The 12,611-nt window shown below is 70.7% G+C and carries 11 protein-coding genes; all 11 read left to right on the top strand.

The annotated features are described in order from the left end of the window. Position 1: 1 nt before the first annotated feature. Entirely contained in the window at positions 2-778 is a 777-nt protein-coding gene (gene hutC / locus IE209_RS03165) for a histidine utilization transcriptional repressor HutC (protein ID WP_189685580.1), read from the top strand. Positions 779-930: 152 nt separating this feature from the next. Continuing rightward, the gene (gene hutH, locus IE209_RS03160) at positions 931-2,484 is read left to right on the top strand and encodes a histidine ammonia-lyase (RefSeq protein WP_189685579.1); all 1,554 of its coding nucleotides are present in this window, start codon (positions 931-933) and stop codon (positions 2,482-2,484) included. 19 nt (positions 2,485-2,503) lie between these two features. After that, positions 2,504-4,219 carry a urocanate hydratase gene (hutU, locus tag IE209_RS03155; RefSeq protein WP_189685578.1) on the top strand — a complete coding sequence of 572 codons (1,716 nt, stop codon included), beginning with the start codon at positions 2,504-2,506 and terminating at the stop codon, positions 4,217-4,219. Between the two features lie 3 nt (positions 4,220-4,222). Then, a complete protein-coding gene (locus tag IE209_RS03150; protein WP_189685577.1) occupies positions 4,223-5,068 on the top strand; it encodes a phytanoyl-CoA dioxygenase family protein in 846 nt (281 codons plus the stop codon). A 59-nt stretch (positions 5,069-5,127) separates the two neighbouring features. Further along, entirely contained in the window at positions 5,128-5,862 is a 735-nt protein-coding gene (locus tag IE209_RS03145) for a transporter substrate-binding domain-containing protein (protein WP_189685576.1), read from the top strand. Positions 5,863-6,573: 711 nt separating this feature from the next. Beyond that, positions 6,574-7,242, top strand: coding sequence for an amino acid ABC transporter permease (locus tag IE209_RS03140; RefSeq protein WP_189685575.1), 669 nt, complete (start codon positions 6,574-6,576; stop codon positions 7,240-7,242). Beyond that, positions 7,239-7,811 carry a HutD/Ves family protein gene (locus IE209_RS03135; RefSeq protein ID WP_189685574.1) on the top strand — a complete coding sequence of 191 codons (573 nt, stop codon included), beginning with the start codon at positions 7,239-7,241 and terminating at the stop codon, positions 7,809-7,811. Before IE209_RS03140 ends, IE209_RS03135 begins: the two co-directional genes overlap by 4 nt. Before the next feature lie 8 nt (positions 7,812-7,819). Then, a complete protein-coding gene (gene hutI, locus IE209_RS03130) occupies positions 7,820-9,037 on the top strand; it encodes an imidazolonepropionase (RefSeq protein WP_189685573.1) in 1,218 nt (405 codons plus the stop codon). Then, positions 9,034-10,419, top strand: a complete 1,386-nt coding sequence (locus tag IE209_RS03125) for a formimidoylglutamate deiminase (protein ID WP_189685572.1) — start codon at positions 9,034-9,036, stop codon at positions 10,417-10,419. Before hutI ends, IE209_RS03125 begins: the two co-directional genes overlap by 4 nt. Next, positions 10,416-11,234 carry an N-formylglutamate deformylase gene (gene hutG, locus IE209_RS03120; RefSeq protein ID WP_189685571.1) on the top strand — a complete coding sequence of 273 codons (819 nt, stop codon included), beginning with the start codon at positions 10,416-10,418 and terminating at the stop codon, positions 11,232-11,234. Before IE209_RS03125 ends, hutG begins: the two co-directional genes overlap by 4 nt. Before the next feature lie 17 nt (positions 11,235-11,251). Then, the gene (locus tag IE209_RS03115; RefSeq protein WP_373305287.1) at positions 11,252-12,610 is read left to right on the top strand and encodes an FAD-binding oxidoreductase; all 1,359 of its coding nucleotides are present in this window, start codon (positions 11,252-11,254) and stop codon (positions 12,608-12,610) included. Position 12,611 lies beyond the last annotated feature (1 nt).

Below are 12,611 nucleotides of genomic sequence, written 5' to 3'. Positions count from 1 at the left end.
GATGAAGCCCGCCTCCGCGACCACCCGCCGCACGCCCGCGCACTCCGATGCGGCGCCCGCGCTGGCGTTGTACGAGCAGGTCAAGGAGCACATCACGCGCCGCATCCAGAGCGGTGAGTGGCCGGCCGGGCACCGGCTGCCGTCCGAGCACGAACTCGTGGCGCAGTTCGGCATCTCGCGCATGACGGCCAACCGCGCGCTGCGCGAGCTCATGGACCAGGGCCGCGTCGTGCGCGTGGCCGGCGTGGGCAGCTTCGTGGCCGAGGCCAAGCCGCAGTCCACGCTGCTGCAGATCGCCAACATCGCCAGCGAGATCCGCGGCCGCGGCCACGACTACGGCTTCCAGCTGCTCGCCGCCGAGCGCGTGGCGGCCTCGCCCGATGTCGCGGTCTGGATGGACGTGCGCATGGGCGAATCCCTGGTGCACTGCGTCTGCCTGCACCTGGAGGACGGCGTGCCCGTGCAGCTGGAAGACCGCTACGTGAACCCGCGCCTCGTGCCGGCCTTCCTCGAGCAGGACTTCTCGGCCATGCCGCCCAGCGAGTACCTGGTGCGCAACGTGCCGTTCGACCAGATCGAGCACCTCGTGGACGCGGTGCTGCCCACGCCCGAGCAGGCCGAGCGCCTGGCCATGGACCAGGCCGAACCCTGCCTGCTGCTGACGCGCCGCACCTGGGCGCGCGGCCAGACCATAACGCTGGTGCGCTGCCTGCACCCGGCCTCGCGCTACCGGCTGGGCAGCCGGCTGCGCAACGATGGGAACCAGGGGCTTGCATGAGCGCACGCGGCGAGGGGCCCCGCGCAGCGGGGATCGACGCCAGCGCGAATGCCGCTGGGGCACCGACCAGCGCGACCGTTGCATTCGCAGAACGCAACGGAGGTGCCTGGCCTGAGTTTTTTTCGCCCGTACTTGTATAGACAGGAAATGCGATGAGCACTGAAACCGACACCTTGACGCTTTCGCCCGGCGATGTGGGCCTGGCCCCGTTGCGGCGCATCCACGCCGGCGGCGTGCGGCTGGCGCTGGACGCGGGCGCGCGTGCCGGCCTGATGGCCGCGCAAGCCACCGTCCAGTCCATCCTCGATGCCGGTGCCGTGGTCTACGGCATCAACACCGGCTTCGGCAAGCTCGCGCAGACGGTGATCCCTCCCGGGCGCCTGGCCGAGTTGCAGCGCAATCTGGTGCTCTCGCACGCGGTCGGCACGGGCGTGCCGCTCGCGGCCAGCGTCGTGCGGCTGGTGCTGGCCACCAAGGCCGTGAGCCTGGCGCGCGGGCACTCGGGCGTCCGACCCGAGATCGTCGATGCGCTGCTGGCCCTGTTCAACGCGGGCGTGGTCCCGCGCATCCCGGCCAAGGGCTCGGTCGGCGCTTCGGGCGACCTCGCGCCGCTAGCCCACCTGGCCTGCGTGCTGATCGGGGAGGGCGAGGCGGAGTTGGCGGACGGCCGCGTGGTGTCCGGCCGTGAGGCCATGCGCGCCATCGGCCTGGAGCCCTTCGTGCTGGGCCCCAAGGAGGGCCTGGCGCTCCTGAACGGCACCCAGGTCTCGACCGCGCTCGCGCTGTCCGGCCTGTTCGGCGCCGAGAACGTGTTCGCCGCGGGCCTCATGGCCGGCGCGCTGTCGCTCGAAGCCATCCAGGGCTCGATCAAGCCCTTCGATGCGCGCATCCATGCCGCGCGCGGCCAGAGCGGCCAGATCGCGGTGGCGGGCGCCGTGCGCACCTTGCTCGAAGGCAGCGAGATCATCCCGGGCCATGCCAACTGCGGCCGCGTGCAGGACCCGTACTCGATCCGCTGCATTCCGCAGGTCATGGGCGCCTGCCTGGACAACCTGGCCCATGCCGCGCGCGTGCTCGTGATCGAGGCCAATGCCGCATCGGACAACCCGCTGGTCTTCACCGACACGGGTGAGGTCATCTCGGGCGGCAACTTCCACGCCGAGCCCGTGGCCTTCGCGGCCGACATCATCGCGCTCGCGGTGGCGGAGGTCGGCGCGATCTCCGAGCGCCGCATGGCGCTGCTGCTGGATTCGGGCTTATCAAACCTGCCCCCCTTCCTCGTGCGCGACGGCGGCGTCAACTCCGGCTTCATGATCGCCCAGGTCACGGCCGCGGCGCTCGCGTCGGAGAACAAGTCGCTCGCGCACCCGGCCAGCGTGGACAGTTTGCCGACCTCGGCCAACCAGGAAGACCATGTGTCCATGGCCACCTTCGCCGCGCGCCGCCTGGCCGACATGGTGGACAACACGGCCGTGGTCGTGGGCATCGAGGCCATGGCCGCCTGCCAGGGCATCGAGCTGAAACACGAGCTGAAGTCCAGCCCGCTCATGGAGGCCGAGTTCGACGCGATCCGCGCCCACGTGGGCTTCATCGAACAGGACCGCTACCTTGCGCCCGACGTGCAATCCATGCGGCAATGGGCCCTGGGTGCCCAGGGCCGCCCCTGGCCTACCGCCGTCACCGCCATCCTGCCCAGCCACGCCTGAACACCCCGAGGAGACCGCCATGAACGCACCCGCACCCTTCGTCGCCGAGATCGGCACCCGCCACGACCCCAGCCGCAGGATCGCCGCGCCCACGGGCACCGCGCTCACCTGCAAAAGCTGGCTGACCGAGGCGCCGTTCCGCATGATCCAGAACAACCTGCACCCCGACGTGGCCGAGCGGCCCGAGGACCTCGTGGTCTACGGCGGCATCGGCCGCGCGGCGCGCAACTGGGAATGCTTCGACCAGATCCTGGCCTCGCTCAAGGACCTGGACGAGGACGAGACCCTGCTCGTGCAGTCGGGCAAGCCGGTCGGCGTGTTCAAGACCCATGCCGACGCGCCGCGCGTGCTGCTGGCCAACTCCAACCTCGTGCCCAAGTGGGGTACTTGGGAGCACTTCAACGAGCTGGACCGCAAGGGCCTCTTCATGTACGGCCAGATGACGGCGGGCAGCTGGATCTACATCGGCAGCCAGGGCATCGTGCAGGGCACCTTCGAGACCTTCGTCGAAGCCGGTCGCCAGCATTACGCCAACGACCTGTCCGGCAAATGGATCCTGACGGCCGGCCTGGGCGGCATGGGCGGCGCGCAGCCGCTGGCGGCCACGCTGGCGGGCGCCTGCTCGCTGACCATCGAATGCCAGCAGAGCTCGATCGACTTCCGGCTGCGCACGCGCTACGTCGACAAGCAGGCACGCGACATCGACCACGCCATCGAACTGCTGCGCCAGCACACGGCGGCCAGGGAGGCGGTGTCGATCGCGCTGCTGGGCAACGCGGCCGAGGTGCTGCCCGAACTCGTCCGGCGCGCCAAGGCCGGTGGCCTCAGGCCCGACCTCGTGACCGACCAGACCTCGGCACACGACCTGATCCACGGCTACCTGCCGGCGGGCTGGACCGTGCCGCAGTGGAAGGCCGCGATGGCCGACCCGGCCCAGCATGCCGCGCTGAAGACCGCCGCCGCGCGCAGCTGCGCGCAGCACGTGCAGGCCATGCTGGACTTCCAAGCCATGGGCGTGCCCACCGTGGACTACGGCAACAACATCCGCCAGGTGGCGTTCGATGAAGGCGTGCAGAACGCCTTCGACTTCCCGGGCTTCGTGCCGGCCTACATCCGCCCGCTGTTCTGCGAGGGCAAGGGCCCGTTCCGCTGGGTCGCGCTCTCGGGCGACCCGGAGGACATCTACAAGACCGACGCCAAGATCAAGGAGCTGTTTCCCGAGAACAAGCACACGCACCGCTGGCTGGACATGGCGCGCGAACGCATCGCCTTCCAGGGCCTGCCGGCGCGCATCTGCTGGCTGGGCCTGGGCGAGCGGCACCTCGCGGGCCTGGCCTTCAACGAGATGGTGCGCACGGGCGAGCTCAAGGCCCCCATCGTGATCGGCCGCGACCACCTGGACACGGGTTCGGTCGCCAGCCCCAACCGCGAGACCGAGGGCATGCGCGACGGCACCGACGCAGTGAGCGACTGGCCGCTGCTCAACGCGCTGCTCAACACCGCGGGCGGCGCCACCTGGGTCAGCCTGCACCACGGCGGCGGCGTGGGCATGGGCTACTCGCAGCACGCGGGCATGGTCATCGTGTGCGATGGCACCGAGGCAGCCGACAAGCGGCTGGCCCGCGTGCTCGTCAACGACTGCGGCTCCGGTGTGATGCGCCATGCCGACGCAGGCTACGAACTCGCGATTGCGACGGCCAAGAAGTTCGGTCTCAAGCTGCCGATGGTGAAGTGAGCCATGGCCGGCCTGCCCGACACCGAAACGCTGCGCCGGCGCGTCGCCGAGCGCGTGGACGACGCGACGGTGGAGCAGTTCCAGCGCGACGGCGCCTGCGTCGTCCGCCAGCTGCTGACGGCCGATGAGCTGGCGCTGCTGGCGCAAGGCATAGCCCAGAACCTTGCCGCGCCCAGCCCGCGCGGCAAGGTGGCAAGCCGCCCCGACGACCCGGGTCGCTTCTTCGAGGATTTCTGCAACTGGCAGGAGATCGCCGCCTACCGCCGCTTCATCCACGAGACGCCGCTGGCCCTGCTGGCCCAGCGCCTGATGGGATCGCGCGAAGTGCGGCTCTACCACGACCACCTGCTGGTCAAGGAGCCCGGCACGCGGCAGAAGACGCCCTGGCACCAGGACCAGCCCTACTACAACATCGACGGCATGCAGAACGTGAGCATGTGGATCCCCGTCGATCCGGTGCCGCGCGCGTCCACGCTGGAGTTCGTGGCCGGCTCGCACCGCGGCCCCTGGCTCATGCCGCGCACCTTCATGGACCACCAGGCCAGGTGGTTCCCCGAAGGCAGCCTGGCGGACCTGCCCGACATCGAGGCAGCGCGCGAGCGCTTCCCCATCCTGGGCTGGGACATCGCACCGGGCGACTTCGTCTGCTTCCACATGCTGACCCTGCACGCGGCCGCCGGCGTGGATGGCACGCAGCGCCGCCGCGTGTTCTCGGTCCGCTTCCTGGGCGACGACATCCGCCATGCGCCGCGGCGCTGGACCACCTCACCCGACTTCCCAGGGCTGGCCGACGAACTGCCGGCCGGCGCACCCATGGACCATGCGCTGTTCCCGCGCCTGGTGGGCTGAACACCCGGCCCCGATCCTGCTAGCTGTTTCGCTCCTTCACCTTTCCCACGGAAAACCCCATGACTCTTCGCCGCCATCTGCTCGCCCTGGCCCTGCTGTCGTCCGCCGTCTTCGGCGCCCACGCCCAGGCCGTGCTCAAGGTCGCCACCGACGCCACCTTCCCGCCCATGGAGTTCTTCGAGAACGGCCAGCGCACGGGCTTCGACACCGAGCTCGTAGAGGCCATCGGCAAGCAGATGGGCCGCAAGGTCGAGTGGGTGGACATCGACTTCAAGGGCCTGATCCCGGCCCTGGTCTCCAAGCGCGTGGACATGGCCGTGTCGGCCATCTACATCACCGACGAACGCAAGAAGGTGGTGGACTTCACCGATCCTTATTACGCGGGCGGCCTGGTCGCCATGGTCAAGGCCGACAACGCGACGATCAAGTCGCCGGCCGACCTGGCCGGCAAGAAGGTCAGCGTGCAGGTCGGCACCAAGTCGGTGAGCTACCTCAAGGAAGCCCATCCCAAGGTGCAGCTCGTCGAGGTCGAGAAGAACCAGGAGATGTTCAACCTCGTGGACGTGGGCCGCAGCGATGCCGCCGTCACGGGCAAGCCGGCCGCCTACCAGTACGTGCGCACGCGCCCGGGCCTCAAGGTGCTGCCCGAGCAGCTCACGACCGAGGAGTACGGCATGGCGATCCGCAAGGACACGCCCGAACTGACCAAGGCGGTGAACGAGGCGATCGCCAAGCTCAAGGCCGATGGCAGCTATGCGGCCATCGTGAAGAAGTGGTTCCCGGTCACGCCATGATGCGCGCGCGCGCAGGCCGAGCGCAGCGAAGGCCCGAGTCCCAGGCCGAGCGCAGCGATGGCCCGAATGGCTGTTTCCCCTGTGCCTCTGCCGAGGAGCGCAGCGCCATGGGCTGCGCGGGGAACCTCGCGCTTCAACATCTGACTCATTGCGCTTGTTCGAGCGTAGTGAGCGAAGCGAACGGTGCGAGTTGCGCAATGCAGCCCATGGCGCGAGCACCGCAGGTTGCCCGGAGCGTTAGCGGAGGGACAGGGGCACCGGGGTCGCCTTCTCTTTGCTTACTTTCTCTTGGCGAAGCAAGAGAAAGTAAGTCGGGGTGTGGGGGTGAAGCCCCCACCTCCTCACTCCGATCAGACGTAGTGATCGCACAAGCACCAGAGGCCGGGATATGCCCCCGGCAGTGCAGTCACTTTCTTTCGTTTCGCCGAAAGAAAGTAACCAAAGAAAGGGCGACCCCGGTGCCCCCGACCCTCCGCTGGCGCTCCGGGCAACCTGCGGTGCTCGCGGCCTGGGCGCATTGCACAACTCGCACCGTTCACTGCGTTCACTCGGCTCGAACAAGTGCAATGAGTCAGTTCACAAAGCGCGAGGTTCCCCGCGCCGCCCAGTCCACTGCGCTCCTCGGCGTGGGCACAGGGGTCCCGGGAGCGGGGTCACATCCGGGCCATCGCTTCGCTCGGCCCTCGTCGCTTCTTTCCATGAACCACTGACATGGACCTCGACTTCTCCCCCGTCTGGGGCGGCTGGGACGCGCTCGCGCGCGGCACGCTGGTCACCATCGAGATCACGGTCTGCGCGCTGCTGCTGGGCTGCGCGTTGGGCCTTGTGGTCGGCATCGGCCGCCTGAACCCGCAGCGCCGCTGGCTCTACGCCGCATGCACGGCCTACGTGACGGTGGTGCGCGGCACGCCGCTCTTGGTGCAGCTGTTCATCCTGTTCTTCGGCCTGCCGCACTTCGGCCTGCTGCTGCCGGCCTTCCTGTGCGGCGTGCTGGGCCTGGGCGTCTATTCGGGTGCCTATGTGTCGGAGATCGTGCGCGGCGCCATCCAGTCCATAGCCCCGGGCCAGACCCTGGCCGCACAATCGCTGGGCATGACGGCACCCACGGCCATGCGCCACATCATCCTGCCGCAGGCCGTGGTGCGCATGATCCCGCCGCTGGGCAACGAGTTCATCGCGCTGATCAAGAACTCGGCCCTGGTCTCGCTCTTGACCATCCACGACGTGATGCACGAGGGGCAGAAGATCATCAGCGTGTCCTACCGCTCGCTGGAGGTCTACCTCGCGATCGCCGCCGTGTACTTCGCGCTGACCGGCACCGTGATGCTGGTGCTGCGGCATTTCGAACGGCGCTTGAGCCAGGGAGGGCTGGTGCGATGAGCTCCACAGTGCAGCGTTTCGACGTGGCGGACCTGCCTGCCACGCCCTGGAAGAACGGCGGCGGCAGCACGCGCGAGATCGCGAGCTGGCCGCCCGGTGCGGGCTTCGAGGGCTTCGACTGGCGCGTCTCGGTCGCCAGCATCGCGGCCAGCGGCCCGTTCTCGACCTTTGCGGGCGTGGACCGCATCATCACGCTGCTCGAGGGCGATGGCGTGCGCCTGCACGGAGAGGACCTGGAGCACCGCCTCGCCACGCCGCTGGCACCCTTCGCGTTCAGCGGCGACGCGCGCGTCGATTGCACGCTGCTGGGCGGCCCCTCCAGCGACTTCAACGTGATGACGCGGCGCGGCCGGCTGCGCGCCGCGCTCCATGTGCTGCACCGTGGCGCGGAACTGCCCGCCGCAGCGCACGGCCTGTTGCTGGCCTGGCGCGGCCGTTGGCGCGCGGGCAGCGAAGCGCTCGCGCCCGGACAGGGCCTGTGGTGGAGCGATGCCGCCACGGGCTGGCCGCTCGACACCGCGGACGCCGACGCCGCCCTGCTGGCCGTGCAATGGCATCCAGCCCGATAGGAAACCCCATGCCTTCTTTCGACACCCTGCCTTCGGCCGACGGCCTGTGGACCGGCCTCACGCGCCTGGACGGCCAGCCTTGCGCCATCGCCGTGCAGGACGGCCGGATCGCCTGGACCGGCGCACCCGATGCCGTGCCCACCGAATGTGCCGATCTGCCGGGCCACGCAGGGCAGGGCGCGCTCGTCACGCCCGGCCTCGTGGACTGCCACACCCACCTGGTCTATGGCGGCCAGCGCGCGAACGAGTTCGCGATGCGCCTGGCCGGCGCGAGCTACGAGGAGGTGGCCAAAGCCGGCGGTGGCATCGTCTCCAGCGTGCGCGCCACGCGCGCGGCCAGCGAGGACGAACTCTTCGCGAGCGCCTCGGCGCGGCTGCGCAGCCTGCTGGCCGAAGGCGTCTGCGCGATCGAGATCAAGTCGGGCTACGGTCTTGCGCTCGCGCACGAGCGCAAGCAGCTGCGCGTGGCGCGGCGCCTGGCGGCTGCCCACGGCGTGACCGTGCGCACCACCTTCCTGGGCGCGCACGCGCTGCCGCCGGAGTTTGAAGGACGCAGCCAGGACTACACCGACCTGGTCTGCCGCGAGATGCTGCCGGCCCTGCATGCCGAAGGCCTGGTCGATGCGGTCGACGTGTTCTGCGAGCGCATCGCGTTCTCGCTGGCCGAGACCGAGCAGGTGTTCCAGGCCGCGCAGGCCCTCTCCATCCCGGTCAAGCTGCATGCCGAGCAGCTGTCGGACATGGGCGGCGCGGCGCTCGCCGCGCGCTACGGCGCGCTGTCCTGCGACCACATCGAGCACCTGTCGCCAGAGGGCGTCGCCGCGATGGCGGCGGCCGGCACGGTGGCCGTGCTGCTGCCGGGCGCCTACTACACGCTGCGCGACACGCAGCTGCCGCCCATCGCGGCGCTGCGCGCCGCCGGCGTGCCCATGGCCGTCTCCACCGACCACAACCCCGGCACCTCGCCGGCGCTGTCCCTGCTGCTGATGGCCAACATGGCCTGCACGCTGTTCCGGCTCACGGTGCCCGAGGCGATCGCCGGCATCACCGTGCACGCGGCGCACGCGCTGGGCCTGCAGGATTCTCACGGTGCCATCGCGGCCGGCCGCCCGGCGAACTTCGTGCTGTGGGATCTGCAGGACGCGGCCGAGTTGGCCTACTGGTTCGGCCAGCGCCCGGTGCGCGCGGTCGTGCGCCAAGGCCGTATCGCAGAGGGCGCTGTATGAGCGCGCTGTTCGCAGCCGACGCACTGCTGCCCGCAGGCTGGGCGCGCAACGTGCTGCTGCGCTGGGATGCGGCCGGCACGCTCGTGCACGTGCAGCCCGATGCCGCACGCCCCGAAGGCGTCGCGCAGGCCGAAGGTCCCGTGCTGCCCGGCCTGCCCAACCTGCACTCGCACGCCTTCCAGCGCGGCATGGCCGGCCTGACCGAGTACCGCGGCGCGGCCGAGGACAGTTTCTGGAGCTGGCGCACGCTGATGTACCGCTTCGCGAACAAGCTCGACCCGGCCCTGCTCGAGGCCATCGCCTTTGGCCTGTACGTGGAGATGCTGGAGGCCGGCTACACCAGCGTCTGCGAGTTCCACTACGTGCACCATGACCGCGGCGGCGCGGCCTATGCCGACGATGCCGAACTCGCACTGGCCCTGCTGCGCGCCGCAAAGCAGGCCGGCATCGGCCTCACGCTCTTGCCCGTGCTCTACCAGACCAGCGGCTTCGGCGGCAAGCCACCGGGGGAGGGCCAGCGCCGCTTCATCCGCGCCACCGACAACATGCTGCGCCTGCTGGAGCGCTTGCGCCCGCTCTGCGCCGCCCAGGGTGCCCGCCTGGGCCTGGCGCCGCACTCGCTGCGCGCCGTGCCGCCCGATGCGCTGCGCGCGGCCGTGGCCGGCCTGCACGCGCAGGACGCCACGGCCCCCGTGCACATCCACATCGCCGAGCAGACCCAGGAGGTGGATGACTGCATCGCCTGGAGCGGCCAGCGCCCCGTGGCCTGGCTGCTGGACCATGCGCCCGTGGACGCGCGCTGGTGCCTGGTGCACGCCACGCACATGGATGCCGACGAATACCGCCGCGCCGCCGCCAGCGGTGCCGTCGCCGGCCTGTGCCCCAGCACCGAGGCCAACCTGGGCGACGGCCTGTTCGACGGGCCGGCCTGGCAGGCCGCGGGCGGCGCCTGGGGCGTGGGCTCGGACAGCCACGCCTGCGTCAACGCGGCCGAGGAACTCATGCTGCTCGAATACGGCCAGCGCCTGGCCACGCGCCGTCGCAACGTGATGGCGACGCCCGCGCAGCCGCAGGTCGCCACCGCCATGACCCTGGCCGCGGTGGCCGGCGGCGCGCAGGCGTCTGCCCGCCCGGTGGCCGGGCTGGCCGCAGGCCAGCAGGCCGATTTCGTGACGCTGGGCGCAGAGCATCCGGCACTGGCCGGCCTGCAGGCTGCCGACATGCTGTCGGCCCATGTGTTCGCGAGCCACCGCACGAGCGCGGTCGGCAGCGTCCACGTGGCCGGCCAGGCGCGCGTGCGCGCCGGCCGCCATGCTGCGCACCTGAACGCCAGGCGCGGCCTGGTCGCAGCCCGCACCCAACTTCTCAAGGACAGCCCATGAGCTTTTCCACCACCGAACCGCCGTTCCGCTTCCGCCAGGGCAGCCGCCCGCTGCTCATCTCCATGCCCCATGTCGGCACCCACGTGCCGCCCGCATTGGCCGCGCGCTTCACGGCCGAGGCGCGCCATGTGCCCGACACCGACTGGCACCTGGAGCGGCTGTACGACTTCGCCGATGCGCTGGGCGCCTCGGTGCTCGTGGCCACGCACTCGCGCTACGTGATCGACCTGAACCGCCCGCCGGACGGCGCGAGCCTGTACCCGGGCCAGAGCGTGACGGGCCTGTGCCCGGTCGACACCTTCGACGACACGCCCGTCTACGGGGATGTGGCCGACCAGCCCGGCGCGGCCGAGATCGCCGCGCGCCGCGACGCCATCTGGCACCCCTACCACGCCAAGCTGGCCGAGGAGCTCGCGCGCATCAAGACGGAGCACGGCATCGCCATGCTGTGGGACGCGCATTCGATCCGCTCCGTGCTGCCGCGCTTCTTCGAGGGCAAGCTGCCCGACCTCAACCTGGGCACCGCCCAGGGCGCCAGCTGCGACCCGGTTCTGGCGGAGCGGTTGCTGGCCATTGCCAAGGACGCTGCTGGCTACACCAGCGTGCTGAACGGCCGCTTCACGGGCGGCTACATCACGCGCCACCACGGCCGGCCGCAGGACGGCCAGCACGCCGTGCAGCTGGAGATGACGCAGAGCAGCTACATGCAGGAGGCCTTGCCCTTCGACTACCTGCCGGCCGTGGCGGCCGGCGTGCAGCCGCACCTGCAACGCATGCTGCAGGCCGTGCTCGACTTCGCCGAAGCGCCACGGTGAGCGCGCTGCTCTCCGCCTTGCGCGCGGCGCTGGGCGACGACGCCGTTGCGACCGGCGAGGCCATCCCCGCGCACCGGCTGACGGACTGGAGCGGCGTGCCGCCCGTGCGCCCGCTCGCGCTGCTGCGCCCGCGCAGCACGGAGCAGGTCAGCGCCGCACTGCAGCTGTGCATGCAGCACCGCGTGCCCGTCGTGCCGCAGGGCGGCATGACCGGGCTGGCTGGCGCGGCCCAACCGCTGGCGCACGGTGTGGCCCTGTCGCTGGACCGCATGCAGGCCATCGAACAGGTGGACGCCGCCACGCGCACGCTGACGGTGCAGGCCGGCGCCACCGTCCAGTCCATCCAGGAAGCCGCGGCCGCCCAGGGCCTGCTGTTCGGCGTGGACTTCGGCGCGCGTGGCTCGGCCCAGGTCGGCGGCGCGCTGGCCACCAACGCAGGCGGCAACGGTGTGCTGCGCTTCGGCATGATGCGCGAGCAGACGCTGGGCCTGGAGGTGGTGCTGGCCGACGGGTCCGTGCTGCCCATGCTGCGCCCCATGCAGAAGAACAACACGGGCTACGACCTCAAGCAGTTCTTCATCGGCGCCGAGGGCACGCTGGGCGTGGTCACGCGCGCGCTGCTGCGCCTGCATCCGGCACCCAGCGCCCGCACGACCATGCTGGCCGCCGTGGCCGACTACGAGGCCGCGCTCGCGCTGCTGGCGCGCCTGCAGCGGCGTGCCGGCGCGGGCCTGGCGGCCTTCGAACTCATGTGGCGCGACTTCGTGCAGGCCTCGCTCGCCTGGCAACAGCTGCGCGAGCCCTTCGATGCGCCGCACCCGCTGCTGGCCCTGGTCGACCTCGACGGCCCCGATGCGGCCCAACTGCAGACCGCGCTCGAGGACGTGCTGGCCCCCGCCTTGCAGGAGCGCCTGGTGCTGGACGCCGCGATCGCCCAGTCCGAAGCCCAGGCACGTGCGTTCTGGAAGATCCGCGAGGCCACGGCCGAGCTGCCCACGAACATGCACCCGCCCGTCAACTTCGACGTGAGCCTGCCCATGGCCGAGATCGGCCGCTTCGCGATCGCCTGCCGCGCCGCGCTCGACGCGCGCTGGCCCGGCCATGCCAGCGTGTTCTTCGGCCACATCGGCGACAGCAATCTGCATGTCTCCACCGATGCGTCGACCATCGGCGGCGAGGTGGAGGCCTTGGAACAGCTGGTCTACGGACTGGTCGGCGACTTCGCGGGCAGCGTCTCGGCCGAGCACGGCATCGGCCTGCACAAGAAGCCCTATCTGGAGCGCAGCCGCACAGCGGCCGAACTGGCGGCCATGCGCGCCGTGAAAGCGGCGCTCGACCCTCTGAACCTCATGAACCCCGGAAAGATCTTCGACTGAC

The organism is Pseudorhodoferax aquiterrae (genome assembly GCF_014652235.1).
GTDB classification, from domain to species: domain Bacteria; phylum Pseudomonadota; class Gammaproteobacteria; order Burkholderiales; family Burkholderiaceae_C; genus Pseudorhodoferax; species Pseudorhodoferax aquiterrae.
Note: the sequence above shows the minus strand (reverse complement) of the source record. Positions and strands in the feature narration are given on the sequence as shown.

Excerpts from the sequence above, each read along its gene's own strand:
- hutC (WP_189685580.1), top strand. The coding sequence starts at position 2 with ATGAAGCCCGCCTCCGCGACCACCCGCCGCACGCCCGCGCACTCCGAT.
- hutH (WP_189685579.1), top strand. The coding sequence starts at position 931 with ATGAGCACTGAAACCGACACCTTGACGCTTTCGCCCGGCGATGTGGGC.
- hutU (WP_189685578.1), top strand. The coding sequence starts at position 2,504 with ATGAACGCACCCGCACCCTTCGTCGCCGAGATCGGCACCCGCCACGAC.
- IE209_RS03150 (WP_189685577.1), top strand. The coding sequence starts at position 4,223 with ATGGCCGGCCTGCCCGACACCGAAACGCTGCGCCGGCGCGTCGCCGAG.
- IE209_RS03145 (WP_189685576.1), top strand. The coding sequence starts at position 5,128 with ATGACTCTTCGCCGCCATCTGCTCGCCCTGGCCCTGCTGTCGTCCGCC.
- IE209_RS03140 (WP_189685575.1), top strand. The coding sequence starts at position 6,574 with ATGGACCTCGACTTCTCCCCCGTCTGGGGCGGCTGGGACGCGCTCGCG.
- IE209_RS03135 (WP_189685574.1), top strand. The coding sequence starts at position 7,239 with ATGAGCTCCACAGTGCAGCGTTTCGACGTGGCGGACCTGCCTGCCACG.
- hutI (WP_189685573.1), top strand. The coding sequence starts at position 7,820 with ATGCCTTCTTTCGACACCCTGCCTTCGGCCGACGGCCTGTGGACCGGC.
- IE209_RS03125 (WP_189685572.1), top strand. The coding sequence starts at position 9,034 with ATGAGCGCGCTGTTCGCAGCCGACGCACTGCTGCCCGCAGGCTGGGCG.
- hutG (WP_189685571.1), top strand. The coding sequence starts at position 10,416 with ATGAGCTTTTCCACCACCGAACCGCCGTTCCGCTTCCGCCAGGGCAGC.